The organism is Fischerella sp. PCC 9605 (assembly GCF_000517105.1).
GTDB lineage: Bacteria > Cyanobacteriota > Cyanobacteriia > Cyanobacteriales > Nostocaceae > PCC9605.
In genome coordinates, this window is sequence record NZ_KI912148.1 from 1554443 (window position 1) to 1571673 (window position 17231).

The following is a 17231-nucleotide window of genomic DNA, read 5'->3' on the forward strand; positions in this document are numbered from 1 at the left end:
TCACTCCTCTATCAGTCGTTTTAGTTCATTAATATTGGAGGAGAATTTCAGTTCACCGTTTTTTTCTTCTACTTGCGCTGTTTTGAAGTTTTCGTATATCTGTTCACGACGTTCTTCCCGTAGATACTGCTTCAACAGCAATTGAATTTCCTGCTTTTCCTCGATAGAAAGACCTTTGATTGCCTCGACCACATCACTGAAGCTCATAACTTGAAAAACCTTTTGGGGCTTACCCGATCAATTTAACATGATGGTTGTTGTGTTGGATAAATAGCCTAGTTTTGGTAAACCTCGGTAACGACCCCGTTATACAGTTGTTATTCGAGTATCATTCAACTTGACAAATTATGCTAAAACTAGCATATTAAAGTCATGAACCCACCCCTAAAGCCTGTTGAATGGATTGCCAGTTCCCTCGATGACTTAAAAGACTTTCCTGAAGATGTCCAGCAAGTCATGGGTTATGCCCTATACCTAGCGCAATGTGGTGAGAAGCACCCAGATGCAAAGCCACTCAAAGGCTTCAAAGGAGCAGTGATTTTGGAGGTGGTTGAGGACTTTGATACAGACACGTACCGAGCAGTTTATACAGTCAAATTTGAAGGAGTTGTGTATGTGTTGGACGCCTTTCAGAAGAAATCTAAGCGTGGAATTGCGACTCCCAAGCAAGATATTGAACTGATTGAAGCTCGACTCAAACGCGCCAAAGAACATTACGAACAGTACTATAAGCAGCGTCTAGAGGAAGACAAAAATGAGCAAAGAAATTAAGGTGCAATCAAGCAGTGGTAATATTTTTGCAGATATAGGACTCGCGACTTCCGACGAGTTGTTGATTAAAGCGGAACTCGTTCGACAAATCAGTGACCTGATCGCTGCGAGAAACCTGACTCAAACCGAAGCGGCAAAACTGCTCGGAATCGATCAACCCAAAATCTCTGCTTTACTGCGTGGAAAGCTTTCCGGATTTTCAACCGAACGCCTCTTTCGATTTTTAAACGCACTGGGGAGTGATGTGGAAATTCGTGTTATTCCCAAACCTCAATCAAACTCTCAAGCTCAGACAAGAGTTGTTAGTGTCTAGAACACCGATTCAGTATTCAACCTAAGGGCTAAAAAACCACGTTTGTTCGTAGAGACGCGAAATTTCGCGTCTCTACAGCCAACGAAAAATCGGTCTTTTCAGGAACAAAAACTGGGTTTTTGGGATTACTGAATTGATGTTCTAGAGGATGTCGCGCAGTGTCGGTTCCCCAACAGTTTCAGTGACGTATTTTTTCAAATTCGCCTTTTTCAACTTTTCGGTAATTTGCCTCATCTGTTGTAAGGGTACATTTAAGTCAGAGGCGATCGCTAAAAGACAGTTTGCTAGTATCTGGACTTCTTTATGAGCGATCGCGCATTGCTGCGACGGCTACTCTGATTCACCCTCAACTGATGTACTTTGCTGAATCTGCTCAGTTAGGTTCTCTTCCCAATTATTGTCATTTAAGTCTATGCTGATCATCCGTCCAGCAGCTGATGAACGGTCAATATAAGCCTGAAAAGCGACGATATCTTCTCGATGACTCAGCACATATTGCCTTAACTCATCAAGGCTCATTGCTTCATAATTAGTGGTTGTCATGGCTCGTATCCTCCCGTAGGCTTGATCTCGAAATCCAAATTCTCTCCAGCTAGCACGTATAACCTGCCAGTCCTCTCGTCTATGCGAACAAGCTCAATACTTTTATATTGCCATCCCGGATATATGACGTTAGTGAGTCGGTAACACAATCGATAAAGTCCCTGAGTTTGTTCATTTGTTGGATTCATGTCATACGTACAGCTTAACTTGCCAACTCATGGTAGTAGCTTTGGTGCAACAAATGCTACGCAAGCTAGTTATAAGCTTGTAGTGAGGACTTCAGTCCTCTTCCTTGAAAGCAAGGACTAAAGTCCTTACTACAAACAAGTTTTATACATAATGTGAGAACAGAGATTCTACTGCTTCACCCCCTTCATCGATAAACCAATCCGCTTCAATTTCTCATTCACTTCCAACACTCTTACTTTCACAACCTGTCCCACCTTCACGATTTTCTTTGGATCGTCCACAAACCTGTCAGCAAGTTGGGAGATATGCACCAAACCATCCTGATGCACACCAATATCCACAAATGCACCAAAATTGGCGACATTGGTAACTATCCCCTCTAATTCCATCCCTACTTTCAAATCGGAAATCTCTTTAATTCCCTCTTGGAAGGTGGCATACTTAAACTCAGCGCGGGGATCTCTACCTGGTTTTTCTAATTCTTTAAGGATGTCGCGTAGTGTTGGTTCGCCTACGGTGTCGGTGACGTATTTTTTCAGGTTTGTCTTGTTGAGTTTTTCAGCAATTTGCGTCACCTGTTGTAAGGGTACAGCTAAATCTTTAGCGATCGCCTGCACCACCGAATAACTCTCTGGATGTACGGCGGTATTGTCCAAAGGATTCTCACCACCGCGAATGCGGAGAAAACCTGCTGCTTGTTCAAACGCCTTTGGCCCCAACTTCGGTACCTTCAGTAGTTCCCGGCGATTTTTAAAGGCTCCGTGCTGGTTGCGGTATGTGACAATGTTGTTAGCAACCGTGGGCGTAATGCCAGAGACGAAAGTCAAAAGTTCCTTAGAAGCTGTATTCAAATCTACACCAACGTAGTTAACGCAGCTTTCTACCGTTTCATCCAATTTCTTTTTCAGTAACTTCTGATCCACGTCGTGTTGGTATTGTCCCACACCAATAGATTTGGGGTCGATTTTCACCAGTTCCGCCAAGGGATCTTGCAAGCGGCGACCGATACTAATTGCTCCGCGCACGGTAACATCTAAGTCGGGAAATTCTTGTGCTGCAACTTTACTAGCACTATATATAGATGCACCCGACTCATTGACAATAACTTTAATTGGTTTGCGTTCCATAGTTCGCAGCACTTCCGCCACAAACTCGTCTGTTTCGCGGGAAGCTGTACCATTACCAATAGCTATTAACTCTACCTTGTACTTTTCAATCAGATTTTTGAGAGTTTGTGCAGACTTAGCACGTTGTTCTAGTGCTTGGTGGGGAAATACCGCCTGGTATTCCAAAAATTTTCCCGTTTCATCAAGTATTGCAACTTTACACCCAGTTCTAAACCCCGGATCTATCGCCATCGTCGGTTTCATCCCCGCAGGTGCAGACAGCAGCAATTCTCGCAAATTTGCTTCAAATGTCTTGATCGACTCAATGTCAGCGTACAGTTTCTTCTCTGAAATTACCTCACCGATCAAAGAAGTTTTCATCAGACGGTTAAATGCATCTTTAACCATTTCCTGGTAAAAATTGCGGATAGGGCGATGTTTGGAGCGAATTTCCTGTGATTCTAAATAGGAAAGCACCATATCTTCATTAAAGGAGATATCAAAACTCAACACACCTTCATTTTCACCGCGACACAATGCTAGCAAATTGTGAGGTGCAATATTTTTTACCTTTGCCTGATAGTTACGGTACATCTCGAACTTCGTCGTTCCTTCAGGATGCTCATCTTTGATCCGAGAGACAAATATCCCTTCTTCTAACAAATATTCACGCAGATATGCGCGTAACTCTGCTTTTTCCGCGACTTCCTCTGCAAGGATGTCAGCAGCACCCTTTAGCGCTTCCTCTGCTGTTTTGACTCCCTTTTCTAGGGAAATATACTTCTGTGCTTCTGCTTCTAAAGGAATAGGTGCAGCATTTTTGGTATTCAGCGACTTGATAAATTCTGCCAAAGGTTCCAGTCCTTTTTCTCTCGCAACGGTGGTGCGGGTGCGACGCTTGGGACGGTAGGGTAAATATAAATCTTCTAGCTCTGTTTTTTGCAAACAGGCTGCAATTTTTGCTTTGAGTTCGTCGGTAAGTTTACCTTGTTCGGCGATCGCATTTAAAATTACCGTTTTTCGTTCTTCTAGTTCCGTTAAGTAAGTATATCTATCTGCCAATTCGCGCAGCTGGACTTCATTCATTTCCCCAGTGCGTTCTTTACGGTAACGTGCAATAAAGGGAATTGTTGCACCCTCCGCCAGGAGTTCCAGCGCGTTTTGCACCTGATAGGCTTTGAGGTTGAGTTCAGTTGCCAGTAATTGAGGAATGTTCAGCATCGGGTGTCAATGGAAAAAGTTACTCAATCAAGGTAATACGGTAGATTGATGTGAGAAGGCAAGTGTAGAATGTTAAGCTAATATATTAGACTTTTTAGGAAACTTAACTAATTATGCTGTTGTTATTAATAGCGTATTATGGCCAAGAATAGCGCGTAGTAAATTTTACTACACGTATTTATAACAGCAGCCTTAATATCCACATACCACGCATATAGCGCTTCTGGTTTTAGTTCAGAGGTGAAGGAAAAATGCCTTTGTTGTTTCTGATACCACTTTTTACTGGTTTAGTAACTGCCTATATCTTCAAAAAAAGCACCGATGAAATCGGGCAGCTTATCGGTGTAGTCGCAGTTATTAGCCTAGCTTTAGGCTTGATATTAGCACCTTGGCAAGTGCAGCTTTTGTTGCTAGTAGTTGTCTTGGTTGGTACTCAAAAACTATTACAACAAAATGAGTACAAACTCAGACAGCAAAAAAAACAACAAGAGCAACCAAATTATAATCACAGCCGACAAGCAAGTAGTTCTGAGGTTCAAAAAATGGAGAATGAATTTACACGTAAGTATCGCGGTGTAAATTACTAGGACTTGACAGTTGAAGTTACAAAGGGAGAAATTGCTGGTAAGTATTGCACTCTCCCTTGGAGAATTCATAAGCTTTGCTTTAAAACCGACGTTGTGCGATGGTGGGGACACCCGCTAGCAGCGATCGCATAACTGGCTAACAGGGTTAATATTCTTGACGTTAAAAAACTGTAACCAGTTATGGCGATCGTCAAGACAGGCGACGCTAAGCATAAAAACTTTTTAGATTTTCTCAATCTCTTGTGGGGTGGGCATCCTACCCGCCCAAGTTATGCAAATTAGATGTGTAATAGCTTAATAGGTAATGGTTCCAATAGTAAAAGTAGGATGGGCACTCACTGCCCATCCTCTAAATATCAGCATAGTAAGCTTCATGCTTTTTGTTGGCTGTGACGCTGAAAAATAGAGAAATCAACAACTCATATCATTTCACAAAAACTCTGATACAAATACAGAGAGTAGAGACGCGAAATTTCGCGTCTCTACAAAATTTATATGTATCGTGATTAACGTGAAACGATATCACTTGTTCTCGTCCACTGGGACTAAAATGTAGGTCGTTTGATGCTTAGATGATGTGGCATCCTCAACTTTATTCTCTCCAACATCCACTGTATTTTTGACAGTATCCTGAATACCTTCAGCTGCACCCTTAACGATATCCGCAGTATTTATGGCGGTGTCGTTAACACTCACAGTTGTACTCTTGACGACATCTACAGTATTTTTAACAGTATCATTAACGTCTACAGCTGTAGTTTTAACAGTATTTCCTACATCTTTTACTGTATCGTTAAAACCTTCAGCTATAGTCTTAATTGCATCTCCTACACTTTTTACAGTTTGGTTAAAACCCTCAGCTGCTCCTTTTACATTATTGCCTACAGTTTTTACACTCTGGTTAATTCTTTGGGCTGTACCCTTAAGAGTTAAAGCCGTAGCTACTGCGCCTAAAGTAGCACCAACAAGTCCTCCAATTAATACTTTAGATAGCCCATTATTTGTACCTGTACCTCCAGCATCAGTATCAGGTTGATTTGTCACAAAATCAATATTGTCATCAGGCTTATTCAAAAGCTGTTGGTTCTCATTCACATTCATGAGAATTGTCTCCCTTATACCAAAACAGATTAATTTCCATCTGTTTCAACGACTAAAAATTAGTTTTTTATACCAAGTTGCATTCGTGCAACTTGGTATTCTGGCAAAGAATATGCCATTATTGTTTTAGTTTGATTGATGACCTTGCTACGTACGGATTTGTTTTCGCTTTACACTATCATCTACAACTTGTTGACGAACTGTGAATTCTTCTGCCAGCAGCTCATCTATCTGTAACCTTCAGTGTAACCTTCAAGCCGATTAATTTCTTCTTCCAGCGAGTTACCTTCACTAGAAGCTACTGACATGCCAGTGTCTGTCTGTTCTGGGGGTGCCACGTAGTTCATCTGCGAGCGATCGACATCTTCAGCTGTATCCCGTACAGCATCTGCTCCAGTTTGTACAGCTTGGTTAATACCCTCAGATGTACCTTTAGCTGTGTCAGCTATGGTATCTGCTCCTGCTTTTACAGTTTGGTTAAGAGTATCTGCTGTACCTTTGACCGTGTCTGTGACTGCCTCCGCTCCTACTTTTACAGCTTGGGTAACACCCTCTGCTGTATTCTGTACTGCGTCTAAGGTTCCCACAGCCGCTTGCGTGGCTCCTTCAGCTACGCCCTTTGCCGCATCCAATGTACCACCCACAACAGCGTAACTAGTACCCTCAGCGACACTCTTAACAGCTTCCCCTACACCTTTTCCTGTCTGGATAAGACCATCACCCACAGTCTTGGCAGCGTCTCCTAGACCTTTGATAGCATGGTTAAAACCCTGACCTATTCTTCTACCAGCCAAAGCACCAGCTAATGACCCTAATGTAGCACCAATGAGTCCTCCGATCAGCGCTCTACTTAATGCATCATTCTTGCCTTGGTCTGCTGGACGAGTATCGGGTTGACGCATACTTGTAGGCGCATACGATGTATCTGTAGATACGCCAGCACCGATATTTGTGCCTGCGGAACCTGCATAAGGTTGACTTGTTGTTCCGCGATTAATATCTTCGGTTCTAGGTACACTAGCATCAATGTTTGTGCTTGCTGAACTCGCATAAGGTTGACCTGTTGTCATGCGGTTAGGATTTTCATCCTGATTATTCAGAGTCTGTCTGCTTTCAACCATATCACTCTTCTCCTTGAGCCAAAATGCTTAATGCAATCATCTTCCAATGCTCATCTAATCTAACGATTGAAAATTATGATTGAACCGCTCTGGAGAAACAGTTTGTTAAATAGATAATGTGTCTGTGGTTATAAGTTAAATTTGTGGTGATGACTACATTAAATTGTTATAATCCATTGCTATTTAGATAAGTGAAAAAATATAGCAATTAGATTCTCTTGATGAGATGTTCTGGTTTTTTATTCGTCATTCATAGACTTCTTGCATAGGTGTCTGGCGACTTTGAATCGCATGGCAGTTCAACGCCAGTCGCTAAGCTGTTCCACATCTAATTTGCATTCTGAGCGCGGGCGGGGATGCGCACCCCACAAGAGCTAGGCTAATGGCGACTAGCACGAGCAAGCTAAACAATCAACTAGTGTTCTATAAATGAATACACTAATTACATTGCCTATTTACTGCCAGTTAGAATGTTTTCTTTATGCTTTGCTAAAAGCTGGAGATATTTCTCGTTAGTCTTAGCTTGCATCCATTTTTCTTTAAATATTGCGGCTGATTCAGCTTTGATTGGATCTACTTCATAAGGTAAAACATCTTTTCTTAATTGTATTTGTTCTTCTGTTGAGCTTGCTTTTTGCGGATTGTTTTTATATTTTCTGCCGCTTTTGTGATTCGCATAGCGACGCGCTCTGGTATAACCCATTTGTAAAAATTTTCGCGCCATGTCTGCGCCAACAAAATCATCTTGCTCAAGATAAGCAAGAAACATTTCATAGATTTTTTGGCTAGACTCTCTGGCCACTTCTGGTGTTTTGAAGCGCCAGTGTGGAAGAATTTCTGATTTATATGGTTCTACTAAAAGTACACCCTGCTCACCTTTGCCAACACGGTAGAGTTCTGGATGTTGTCGGAAATCGATGTTCTGAAAATCTAAAGAATAATCAAACGCCATGATAAATTTTTATTAGCAATAATAAACTAGAAAAAAATATTTGCCATCTATCCTAGAAAGTAAATTTCAGTGACGCTATGCTATCTAGCCCCCAATCACTTACAAGTATCCTTACTCAGGGTGACTTACGTCGCGTGCATCACATTGCCTTGAATGTTAAAGATATGCAAGCTTCACGGCAGTTTTACGGCATTATCCTGGGTTTGCACGAATTAACAGGCGATGAAGTTCCCGCTACCTTGAAGGATTTAGTAGCGCAGGGCAAAGTAGCTAATTTTGTTACCCCTGATGGCACTATCCTAGATTTGTTCTGGGAACCAGAATTATCACCTCCAGATCCAAATCCAGAACGTACTTTTACCAGAGCTTATCATCTAGCTTTTGACATAGATCCGCTCAGTTTTGACCGTGCTGTTGAAGTACTCAGACAAAATCAAATCGCGATCGCCCACGGCCCAGTCACCCGTCCTACCGGACGCGGCGTTTACTTCTATGACCCCGATGGCTTTATGATAGAGATTCGCTGCGATCCTGTTTGAGTAAATGTTGTTTGGTGTTTGGTGTTTGTTGTTTGAACCAACCACCAACAACCAACAATCAACAACCAACAACCAACAAATATGCAAATTTTCCAAGTTATCGAAGACGCAATCAAAAAACCTCCAATTCCACACGAACCCGCAAAACAGTCATTAAAAGCTTGGGCGATGTATTGCTTGCGAGACAGAGGTTTTAAAGTGGTATACGCTCAAAATGCTGACTTTGCTATTGAAACGAGGAATGGCGAAAAGCTTTATTTTAACGTCTCAAATACTGGTGATAATTTAGATCATAAGTTTGGTTGGATAGTTTGGGATAGTGTTACAAAAACTGCCAGCCTGATCCCTCCTCAATGATTTGAAGTTAAGAGGATGTCTGAAAAGTTGTGGGTAAGTGATATAAATAAACGCTTCGGTGGTTTCAGGCAATATTTCGTAATCTTTGCTGAGTCGGCGGCACCAATTGAAGCAACAATCATTTCCTTTCCAGCAGCCAACGTTTGGGCAGGGCTACGACCCCCTTGTGTTCCTCGGTACGGTACGAACACTCCAAATAGCCAATACGGTTCAGTTAAGGATTCTTGGTACAAAAAATTGGTCTGTAGAGACGCGAAATTTCGCGTCTCTACACTGTCTGTATTTGTATCAGAGTTTTTGTGAAATGGTATTAGACTTTATTGCCAATTACCCACCAAAACATAAGAAGCCCAAAAATAAGGATGGGGAGGCAAAGACTTCAATTCATCAAATAACGGCTTACTCCGAAGAGACTTAATCTGTGACAATTGAGCTATCCTAAGAGCGTTAAGTTTTTTCACTCCTGGTTTTGTGAGTTCTTGATAGAATTCACCCATAAGTTGAGCGGTAGAAGCATCACTCACAGGCCAGAGAGTAGCAAGAGTGCTGCGTGCACCAGAACGTACAGCCGTTCCTGCCAAACCTAACATCGCTCGTTCATCACCAGTGGCAGTTTCACAAGCACTTAGCACCAGTAATTCCAAATTACTCTCTTGTTCTCTCAATAAATTGCTCAACTCATTAATACTGATACTTTTGCCATCCCCTGTAATAATAAAATTCTTTTGGGGGTTAGAACTGAATAGGCCGTGAGTTGCTAGATGAACAACAGGGAAATTCTCTTTCAGCTGGTTTTGGATAGTTTGAGTGGTGAACTCTTGATTGAGAAGCTTTAAAGAACTAGGAAAAGCTTCTTTAATTTCTTCTAATTCCTTTGGTACATTCACCAATGCGGGAAAAGTTTCTCCTTGAATCTGAACTTGCTTACTGACTCCAGCAGCTAAAACTTTGATTTTTTCCCGCTTGAGTAGTTTCGGATCTATAAGTTGCAGGCTTGGCACCAAAGCAACGCCATATTTTTCGATTAAATATTGTTGACCATTGTATAGGGCTGCCATCGGCACTTTTTGCAATCGACCATTCAGCACAAAAACTAAATTTTTGATTTGATTGGTATTTAACTGTGTCTCGACAGGTTGAATTAACCAGTTGTATAGCTGTGCAAAAATTGGTAAAAGTGTCTGGATATTTTCTTTTAATTCCTCTGGATCTGGGTTGGCAGTTGCTAGGATATTGCGAGCAGAGTTATTAACAGTAACATTGTCTAAGTAATCGTAAAGCCGATCAAGCGTGTCATTTACTTTATCTTCACTGACGGGAATTGCGAATTGCTGTAGAGGTTTTCCTGGTAAGGAAAGGATAATTTCTAAGCGGTCTTTAAAAATAAAAGGATAGATAACAGCTGCTTGGGTATCGATATCATCAATCTGAATGGCGATATTTGTTTCCTCAGAACATGGATCTTGAAAAAAGTTATCTAATTCTGCTAATTGCCAAGATTCTATGACTCTACGGGCAAATTCTAAGCGGTTTTTTGGTTGGTTCTGCTCAAACTTTGCTTGGGTAATATTGGGATTCGACACTACTAGGGAATTTAGCTCATCTGCACCCAGTTTTGATTGCAAAAGCAAATCTGCTAGTTCTATATAAACGGGTTTGACTTCTTTGAGAAAGTCAAACTGAACGTCTCGATTGTTGGCGTTTAAATCGCTACGGAGGGACTGGAGAGTGTTATAGGCTGCTGTGTAAGCTGCGATCGCTCCTTTTGTATCTCGTTGTTCTCTAAGCAAACTACCTAACTGCGATTGCCATAAATAAGTAATTTCTCGCGCATCTCCAGTAACATTTTGTTCTTGAGCTAACGCTAGGGCTTGCTGAGTTAGGGCGATCGCCTGATTTAACTGCTTTTGTTGGTAGTAAAATTGACCAAGATATCCCAAAACGTAAGTTTCTGCCCGTCGGTCTTGTAAAGTACGTGCCTGTTGCAGTGCTGCATCCAAAACAGGTTTGGCTTTGTCTAGTTGTTCGGTTTTAATGAGACAGTCAGCAAAGCTAATCTGGGCATAGATGACTGCACGATTTGGAGGAACAGTGGCAAGGGTAGATTCAATTTGAGTTTGCAAAGTTTGGGCATTTTGGCTGAGTTGGGATTCCAACTGAGACAAAAAATCTTTGGCGCGTTCAATCAACTGGGATTCGCCAAATCTAGTCCAAGAAACGATGCGCCGACTCGTCTGTTCTCTCCACCATTTTTGGTTTTCTAGTAATAGTTTATAGTGATTGAGTTGTGCTGAAATTTTCACCACTGGTGGAGATGATGCCACAGTTGCTGCTTGCGTATAGTACTTGAAAGCTTGCTGGTAAGGGGCGAGAGCAGAGTCTTGGGATTTTTGGTCGATGATGGCTGTGATCTGTTCGTAATCCCAGCGATCGCGGATTTGGTTGCCTAAAGCTCGTTCGGTGTTGCCTAAACTCAGCAAAACAGCACTCGATTCTGGTGATTTATTCAGTACTGCTAAACTCAACTGCAAGACTTTTTGAGATTCCTTGAGCAATCCCTGTTTGCGGAGAACTTCACCAAGGCTACGCAAGCCAGTCGCTTGGGTGAGTGAAAGAGAGTCTCGCTTTTGGGAAATATTCGTGAGGAAACTGTTTAGTTGCGATTGGGTGCAGGTTGGTTTATCAACAGCAAAAGCTTGGAGTAAAGTTTTGCAAGCTTTGGGATATAATCCTAAATCTTGGAGAGCCTGGGATTGGTTAATCAGACTCTTATTCATTCCCTCGCGATCGCCCTGTTGCTGATAAGCTTTAGCCGCTGCTTGCCAAAGCTTTGCTGCTTCGTCGAATTTGCCTGCATTATATAGTTGTTGTCCTTCTTGTGCCAGTTGTAGCGCACGAGTAGCAGAATTCGGAATCGGGGATTTGGAATTCGACCAAGCTGGAATACTCAGAGTAGAAATCAGTCCAAATAAAACTGAAAGCGTCAAGACAACTAGACGACGGTAATTTCTGCCTCCTATCTTGAAAGTAACCTCACCCCCTGCCCCTCTCCTTAGCAAGGAGAGGGGTGTCTGATAGAATGGGGTGAAGTTTTTCTTTGAGACTGCCTTCAGCCTTCCTTTCAAAACAAATTGTACTCCAGTTGAAAATAGACTCCGTTTTCTTGCCATGTTTCTCGCCTCGAATCAATATCCACTAAAGGAATACCCCAGTCCAACCGGGCTGTAAAAGTTTCTCCCATCTGCCAGAGTAAGCCAACTCCTATACCCACTAAGGTATTGGGGTTTGGATTGTTTCTACCTGTATTCCAGCCAGTACCAAAATCAATAAATGGTGTGATTTGTAAAACTCTGTTGTTCTGTGAAGATTGGAAAATGGGCAGCCGTGCCTCAACAGAAGTAAAAATGCCATTGTCGGTAATCACGGCATCTTGAGGATAACCCCGTACTGTTGCTTGTCCCCCTAAACTCAACTGTTCTATAGAAAGAAGAGAATCGCTTGCTAGTTGCACGCTGGAACGAACAAACAGGGTAGGATTGACGGCGGGCGTGTTTTTTGCCTCTCCAAAACGACGCAAATACAGCAATTGTCCCCGCCAAAGAAAAAACTGGCTATCCGGTTCGTTGTTGTTAACAGTGGCACTAAATGCACCAATGCCCAGACTAAACTCAGAACGAGCAGCTAAGACTTGTTGACGGCTCCTTTGCAACCATTCTTGAGCAAAATTCAACTCCGAGACACGGGTTTTTCCATTTGCATCTGCTCCTGGAAACAGAGGAAATTCAACTCCAAGAATAGAAGAATCACTTTCCCGCCTAGCTACCCCCAGACTGAGGGCAAGTTCTTGACTGATTTTAGGACTAGCAGTTTGAATAACTGGTTGACGAAAGTAGAGTTCATACTCGCGAGACTTGACCTCTATATCCAAATCGTTGAAAGGTGGTTTAACGATCTGGTTGTTGGTAATTCGGTAGTTAAAGCTCAAAGAGCCATTGCGAGGATTGACTGGTAAAGTATAACTGCCCTCAAATCTATTGCTGCCATCAGTGTTGCGATAGCCAACAATAAACTCATCTCCCAGTCCTAACAAACTTGCTTCTGATATCTCAATCCCACGCTCAAAACTGCCAACGCTGGGGTTGCGATTATTATTAAGGTTGAGTTGAGTTTGAAAGGTTTTGGCTCCTGTAACTGTTACCTCTAAGGAATTAGTACCGGGTTTAGTGCCAGCAGTAAGTTCAGCATTTAAACTTTCAATCCGAGGATTGAGTTGCAGTAATTGCAGCGACTCCTGTAGACGATTGATATTCAGGGGTGTGGAAGCAGCAACAGCAATGCGGCTGCGTACGTAATCAGAATTTAGCCGTCCTTTGACGATATTGACATTAATATCTTGCAAACTGCCTTCCAGCACCTGAATTTTGACAATCCCCGATTGGATCTCTTGACTGGGTATGTAAGCTCCAGAAGTAATGTAACCCTGTTTGAGATAAAGTTGAGTGACTTGATTGGCAGCTTGCAGAAGCTGAGCAAAAGTGATGGGTTTCTTGGTAAAGTTAGCCGTCGCCTGCTCTAACTCTTGTTGGCTAAATACAGTACTACCAACAAACTCAAACTTTTCCACGACAATCGTCCCGGGTAGATTCTGGATTTGATCGGGAGTTGGAGGTGCTGTAGGCGGGAACTGGAGGGGTTTTTCTAAAGGAGGTAGAGGAGTAGGAGCAGGACGGGGTTGTTCTTCTGGAGTTGGGGTAATAGGATTGACAGATTGTGCCCATGCAGAGGATGTGTGGGAGAGCATGGGCAGCAAAAAGAAGGGAAGTAGGGGCAGATTGATCGCGCCTTTGAAGATTGGTAGACGGGTAGATGAAGAGAAGAAAAGATGGGTAGATGAGGAGAAGAAAAATATCTTTGTGTTTTTGCGTCCCTGTGTTTTTGCGTCTTGTTTCTGTTTGTTTATCCCCTTGTTCCTTTGTCTGTGTGACTTGGGTTTAATTAGCATAACACGATGATGAAGTTAAGCCAGAACCGTAGGGGATAGCTGTAGGAGCAGCTGCTGTCAGGACGATCGCACCTTTGGGGTTAACATACCAACCTCGGGCTGGGGGTGGTAGTTGTTGGGTGTGGGCTTTGCCTGTGGCGATCGCTCCTGTTGAAGAATTTTCTGCTTGGGTAGGAGCAGACTCAAAACTAATCAAGGCTTCACTGCTAAGCGGTTCACTAGGTCGGGGTGGCAATCCTCCGCGTCCGGTGATGGTAAACTCACTCTGACCAGGTTTTCTGTTGGCTGGACAGACTTGTGCTACCACTTCTTCCGGTTTAGCGATCTCTTGTGGCAAATCGATAACTTCTTGGTTGGTAGTAGTATCCGGTGTAAATATTTCTACTTCACCATCTACTCCTAAATCTGAACTGGCACTAATCTGACATTCCGGGCAAACAAAGAGTCCTTGGGTATTGATACTGATGTTTCCTCCTCTACCCTGAAATGCGTTAGCAGTAATTTTGCTACCTTCGAGCAGCGCAACAAAATCAGTGGGACTGAAGCCAGTAATGGTGATGTTACCACCGTTACCAGTACCACCAGCTTCTGCTGATATCTGACTGCCACGGCGCATTCGTAAGGAATCTGTCTGTAGGAAAATGTTGCCCCCTTCACCGGATGCGGTTGCTGCTGTGATCCCACCTTCCCTATCCAGGAAAGTAGAACGAGCATTGATCTTCACGCTGCCGGCATTGCCTGACCCATCATTCCTGGCAGTTACTTGACCTCTATTCGTGACAATCAACTTAACAGTATTAATTGTTACGTCTCCAGATGCTCCACTCGGTACGGGAGGTAGTCCAAAAAGCTGTTGGGCAACTTTAGATGCAATATTAGCACCGGAACTAATCAAACTGGGAATGGAAGTTCCAGGTATTGTGCCGCTCACTTCCACGGAGTCAGGGGCATTTACGGTAACACTTCCTGCGGCACCAGTTGCAGAAGTGGAAGAATCAACCCGTCCTCCATTACGAACTACTAGTCTGGGTGTGTTAACAGTCAAGTTGCCTGCATTTCCACGACTAAGGGTTGAGACACCCACAGTACTTACAACCAATTGGCTTGGCTCTATACCGATGACTTCTACAGATTCAGTTGCGTTGATAGTAACATCTCCTCCAGAACCAGTTCCAAAAATTGCAGCACCCACACGCGCGCCATCAAGAACCGTCAGCCGACCGGTTGATAGATTCACATTTCCCGCATTTCCAGAACCGAAGGTTGAACTACTAATAAAGCTGAGCGCGTTGGGATTAAAAGGTGCGAATCCAATCACTTGTATCGAGTCAGAGGCATCCACACTGATGTCGCCACTTGCTGCATTTGTAAAGGAGGAAGTTGATATATTGCCCCCACCCCGGACAACTAAATCCTGGGTTGAAATACCAATATCTCCTCCCTTACTAGCTCCCAAGGTTATGGGAGAAAAGAACACAGGTCTCCCTTGTACAAGGGTTCCTCCTAATTCGGAAGTGATACCACCTCCACTATCTAAAAAAACAGAACGAGCGTTTACTCTCACATTTCCAGAATTTCCTGAACCTTGATTGCTTGCTGTCACCAGAGCACCATCTGTAACGCTCAATTTACCCGTGTTAATTGTCACGTCTCCAGAGGAGCCAGAAGGAACGGGAGGTAGTCTTAATAACTGTTGCAAGGGAGGATCGACAATATTGCCAGAGGAGAGGATCAGACTGGGATTGACAGATCCTGGTACTCTGCCACTCACATCTACTGAATCTTTGGCATTAATTGTAATGCTGCCAGCAGGGCCACTCGCTAAAGTGGAAGCATCTACTCTGCCTCCATTTCGGATCGCTAAACGCTGAGTGTTAATTGTGACGCTACCGGCTTGGCCTGGGCCTCCTGTACCAGAGGTGATTTGACTGGGTGCAAAGACTATTGGTGCTACTCCGATGAGTTCCACCAATTCAGATGCGTTCACAAATACATTTCCCCCTGAGCCAGTTCCAGCTGTTACAGATGCAATGTTTCCTCCATCTGTTGCTGTTAACCGCTTGGTTGATAGTGTGAGTTTTCCGGCATTTCCTGGGCCGAAAGTAGTAGCAGAGATGGTACTAAAACGATTCGGGTTTACAGATGAATACCCATTTACTTCTATCGATTCAGAAGCATTTACTGTGACATTGCCACCTTGTGCAGCAGTGAAATTAGCAGCAGATATGACACCTGCATCCTGAACAACTAGGCTTGGAGTGGTAATGTTAATATCCCCATTCTTGCCACCTCCAATGGTTTCAGTAACTATATTGCTGGCAATCTGCCCGTCTGGTGTGGTTCCAATTAATTTCAAAGATTCAGATGCATTAACGTCAATATTTCCAGCTGATTCTATCCCTTGAGTTTGAATTAATACGGCCGATCCATCACTAAGGTTGATATTTCTGCCCTGTAACTGGATCGAACCGCTACCAACACCACTAGCATCAGCGATTGAGCGCGATCGCATCTCGATATCTTTCAAAGCAGGTACGCCCTGATAGCCCAATGTCCAGCCACCAGCAGTAGGATTGAGACTAACCAAACCTTCACCCACACTACCTAACTCAATCCGTCCTCCCTCTGCGGTGAGAGTACCCCCGTCTAAATTGATATCCCCTCCCACCAAGGCTAGGGTTTGCCCAGGCTGCACTTTCAAACCAGCAGTACTACCCCTAGTAAAGGGTGAAAATATTTGACTTTCAAGGGATAAATTATGGCCCTGACCTTGAACGTTAATTGCTGCTGAATTTTGTCCAAATTGCAAGCCGACTGGAACGCTGATTGTTAGTACAGGAGAGTTCTGAATATTGGTGGCGCTAAACTCTGTACCATCAGCAAACTTGAGGCTACTGGCTGTACTTCCTAAAAAAGAGCCACCTATGTTTAGTTGAGCATTGGCACCAAAATTAATACCACTCGGATTAATTAAAATCAAATTAGCGCCGTAGTTTTCTTTTATTAATCCATCAATATTAGAAATTGAGCCGCCTGTGACTCGATTGATAATGTTGACAATATTATTAACATTCGCACTGTTTTTAAAAAAAGCTTCGCTACCATTAGGTACAGAAAATTCTTTAAAACTGTGGAATAGGTTGCTGCCAGCTTGTGCTCCTCCAGTGATTTCAAAGACTTTATCTATTTGATTGACATTAGTTGGAATCGTGCCATCTGCGGAGATTTGTGCTTGCGCGGGGCAAATAGCAAATATACAGCAAATAAGCGTACTGCTAACAAAGAAAATTTGCTGAGCAACCTGTTTCATCTTGAATTTAAAAATTAACAGATTAATAAAACTCATTGAACACTACTTAAGTTCTCTTTTTTTGTCAAACTTAAGTAAATTTAACTAAAAAATAGTATATTAAAATTTAAATTTCGGTC

General features: G+C 42.9%; 16 protein-coding genes and 1 pseudogene. 6 read left to right on the plus strand and 11 right to left on the minus strand.

Annotated elements, in window-relative coordinates; translation table 11 throughout:
* Positions 1 to 207: a hypothetical protein gene (locus FIS9605_RS0109155; RefSeq protein ID WP_026732323.1), complete on the minus strand. Its 207-nt coding sequence runs from the start codon at positions 205 to 207 to the stop codon at positions 1 to 3.
* Positions 208 to 372: 165 nt separating this feature from the next.
* Here FIS9605_RS0109155 and FIS9605_RS36640 point away from each other — a divergent pair, with 165 nt between their 5' ends.
* Both FIS9605_RS36640 and FIS9605_RS0109165 read left to right on the plus strand, forming a co-directional pair.
* Positions 373 to 771, plus strand: coding sequence for a type II toxin-antitoxin system RelE/ParE family toxin (locus FIS9605_RS36640; RefSeq protein ID WP_035139493.1), 399 nt, complete (start codon positions 373 to 375; stop codon positions 769 to 771).
* A complete protein-coding gene (locus FIS9605_RS0109165; protein ID WP_026732324.1) occupies positions 755 to 1084 on the plus strand; it encodes a helix-turn-helix domain-containing protein in 330 nt (109 codons plus the stop codon). The genes FIS9605_RS36640 and FIS9605_RS0109165 overlap by 17 nt, the downstream gene beginning before the upstream one ends.
* Positions 1085 to 1228: 144 nt before the next feature.
* On the opposite strand, the pseudogene FIS9605_RS43940 reads toward FIS9605_RS0109165, so the two are convergent.
* The 4 genes and pseudogenes from FIS9605_RS43940 to FIS9605_RS0109180 all read right to left on the minus strand — a co-directional run.
* Positions 1229 to 1354: pseudogene (locus FIS9605_RS43940) on the minus strand (hypothetical protein); the annotation flags it as partial.
* 60 nt (positions 1355 to 1414) lie between these two features.
* Complete coding sequence (locus tag FIS9605_RS0109170; protein WP_026732325.1) at positions 1415 to 1627, minus strand: DUF6887 family protein; 213 nt, start codon at positions 1625 to 1627, stop codon at positions 1415 to 1417.
* Positions 1624 to 1815: a DUF6888 family protein gene (locus FIS9605_RS0109175; RefSeq protein WP_026732326.1), complete on the minus strand. Its 192-nt coding sequence runs from the start codon at positions 1813 to 1815 to the stop codon at positions 1624 to 1626. Before FIS9605_RS0109175 ends, FIS9605_RS0109170 begins: the two co-directional genes overlap by 4 nt.
* A 168-nt stretch (positions 1816 to 1983) precedes the next feature.
* Positions 1984 to 4143: a Tex family protein gene (locus FIS9605_RS0109180; protein ID WP_026732327.1), complete on the minus strand. Its 2160-nt coding sequence runs from the start codon at positions 4141 to 4143 to the stop codon at positions 1984 to 1986.
* Between the two features lie 251 nt (positions 4144 to 4394).
* Here FIS9605_RS0109180 and FIS9605_RS36645 point away from each other — a divergent pair, with 251 nt between their 5' ends.
* Entirely contained in the window at positions 4395 to 4730 is a 336-nt protein-coding gene (locus FIS9605_RS36645; protein ID WP_231510275.1) for a DUF4278 domain-containing protein, read from the plus strand.
* Between the two features lie 522 nt (positions 4731 to 5252).
* On the opposite strand, the gene FIS9605_RS0109190 is transcribed toward FIS9605_RS36645, so the two are convergent.
* The 3 genes from FIS9605_RS0109190 to FIS9605_RS0109200 form a co-directional block, all read right to left on the minus strand.
* Positions 5253 to 5831 carry a hypothetical protein gene (locus FIS9605_RS0109190; RefSeq protein WP_026732328.1) on the minus strand — a complete coding sequence of 193 codons (579 nt, stop codon included), beginning with the start codon at positions 5829 to 5831 and terminating at the stop codon, positions 5253 to 5255.
* 227 nt (positions 5832 to 6058) lie between these two features.
* A complete protein-coding gene (locus FIS9605_RS0109195; protein WP_026732329.1) occupies positions 6059 to 6952 on the minus strand; it encodes a hypothetical protein in 894 nt (297 codons plus the stop codon).
* A gap of 451 nt (positions 6953 to 7403) precedes the next feature.
* Positions 7404 to 7904 carry a DUF4385 domain-containing protein gene (locus tag FIS9605_RS0109200; RefSeq protein ID WP_026732330.1) on the minus strand — a complete coding sequence of 167 codons (501 nt, stop codon included), beginning with the start codon at positions 7902 to 7904 and terminating at the stop codon, positions 7404 to 7406.
* Positions 7905 to 7981: 77 nt separating this feature from the next.
* Between FIS9605_RS0109200 and FIS9605_RS0109205 the strand changes: the two genes are divergently transcribed.
* The 3 genes from FIS9605_RS0109205 (at position 7982) to FIS9605_RS0109215 (ending at position 9103) form a co-directional block, all read left to right on the plus strand.
* Positions 7982 to 8443, plus strand: a complete 462-nt coding sequence (locus tag FIS9605_RS0109205) for a VOC family protein (protein ID WP_026732331.1) — start codon at positions 7982 to 7984, stop codon at positions 8441 to 8443.
* An 81-nt stretch (positions 8444 to 8524) separates the two neighbouring features.
* A complete protein-coding gene (locus FIS9605_RS0109210) occupies positions 8525 to 8800 on the plus strand; it encodes a hypothetical protein (RefSeq protein WP_026732332.1) in 276 nt (91 codons plus the stop codon).
* 15 nt (positions 8801 to 8815) lie between these two features.
* The gene (locus tag FIS9605_RS0109215; RefSeq protein WP_026732333.1) at positions 8816 to 9103 is read left to right on the plus strand and encodes a hypothetical protein; all 288 of its coding nucleotides are present in this window, start codon (positions 8816 to 8818) and stop codon (positions 9101 to 9103) included.
* Between the two features lie 14 nt (positions 9104 to 9117).
* Here the strand turns inward: FIS9605_RS0109215 and FIS9605_RS0109220 are convergent, their stop codons facing one another.
* From FIS9605_RS0109220 to FIS9605_RS40725, 3 genes are read right to left on the minus strand one after another with little or no spacing between them, the layout of a single operon-like run.
* Positions 9118 to 11970, minus strand: a complete 2853-nt coding sequence (locus FIS9605_RS0109220; protein ID WP_082209745.1) for a CHAT domain-containing protein — start codon at positions 11968 to 11970, stop codon at positions 9118 to 9120.
* Positions 11922 to 13802, minus strand: coding sequence for a ShlB/FhaC/HecB family hemolysin secretion/activation protein (locus tag FIS9605_RS0109225; RefSeq protein ID WP_082209746.1), 1881 nt, complete (start codon positions 13800 to 13802; stop codon positions 11922 to 11924). Before FIS9605_RS0109225 ends, FIS9605_RS0109220 begins: the two co-directional genes overlap by 49 nt.
* The gene (locus tag FIS9605_RS40725; RefSeq protein WP_026732336.1) at positions 13792 to 17112 is read right to left on the minus strand and encodes a two-partner secretion domain-containing protein; all 3321 of its coding nucleotides are present in this window, start codon (positions 17110 to 17112) and stop codon (positions 13792 to 13794) included. Before FIS9605_RS40725 ends, FIS9605_RS0109225 begins: the two co-directional genes overlap by 11 nt.
* Positions 17113 to 17231 lie beyond the last annotated feature (119 nt).

Bases quoted from the DNA above. Each gene is read 5' to 3' on its own strand.
- FIS9605_RS0109200 (WP_026732330.1), bottom strand. From the start codon at position 7,904: ATGGCGTTTGATTATTCTTTAGATTTTCAGAACATCGATTTCCGACAA.
- FIS9605_RS0109210 (WP_026732332.1), top strand. From the start codon at position 8,525: ATGCAAATTTTCCAAGTTATCGAAGACGCAATCAAAAAACCTCCAATT.
- FIS9605_RS0109220 (WP_082209745.1), bottom strand. From the start codon at position 11,970: ATGGCAAGAAAACGGAGTCTATTTTCAACTGGAGTACAATTTGTTTTG.
- FIS9605_RS0109225 (WP_082209746.1), bottom strand. From the start codon at position 13,802: ATGCTAATTAAACCCAAGTCACACAGACAAAGGAACAAGGGGATAAAC.
- FIS9605_RS40725 (WP_026732336.1), bottom strand. From the start codon at position 17,112: ATGAAACAGGTTGCTCAGCAAATTTTCTTTGTTAGCAGTACGCTTATT.
- FIS9605_RS0109175 (WP_026732326.1), bottom strand. From the start codon at position 1,815: ATGAATCCAACAAATGAACAAACTCAGGGACTTTATCGATTGTGTTAC.
- FIS9605_RS0109180 (WP_026732327.1), bottom strand. From the start codon at position 4,143: ATGCTGAACATTCCTCAATTACTGGCAACTGAACTCAACCTCAAAGCC.
- FIS9605_RS0109190 (WP_026732328.1), bottom strand. From the start codon at position 5,831: ATGAATGTGAATGAGAACCAACAGCTTTTGAATAAGCCTGATGACAAT.
- FIS9605_RS0109205 (WP_026732331.1), top strand. From the start codon at position 7,982: ATGCTATCTAGCCCCCAATCACTTACAAGTATCCTTACTCAGGGTGAC.
- FIS9605_RS0109195 (WP_026732329.1), bottom strand. From the start codon at position 6,952: ATGGTTGAAAGCAGACAGACTCTGAATAATCAGGATGAAAATCCTAAC.
- FIS9605_RS0109165 (WP_026732324.1), top strand. From the start codon at position 755: ATGAGCAAAGAAATTAAGGTGCAATCAAGCAGTGGTAATATTTTTGCA.
- FIS9605_RS36640 (WP_035139493.1), top strand. From the start codon at position 373: ATGAACCCACCCCTAAAGCCTGTTGAATGGATTGCCAGTTCCCTCGAT.
- FIS9605_RS0109170 (WP_026732325.1), bottom strand. From the start codon at position 1,627: ATGACAACCACTAATTATGAAGCAATGAGCCTTGATGAGTTAAGGCAA.
- FIS9605_RS0109215 (WP_026732333.1), top strand. From the start codon at position 8,816: ATGTCTGAAAAGTTGTGGGTAAGTGATATAAATAAACGCTTCGGTGGT.
- FIS9605_RS36645 (WP_231510275.1), top strand. From the start codon at position 4,395: ATGCCTTTGTTGTTTCTGATACCACTTTTTACTGGTTTAGTAACTGCC.
- FIS9605_RS0109155 (WP_026732323.1), bottom strand. From the start codon at position 207: ATGAGCTTCAGTGATGTGGTCGAGGCAATCAAAGGTCTTTCTATCGAG.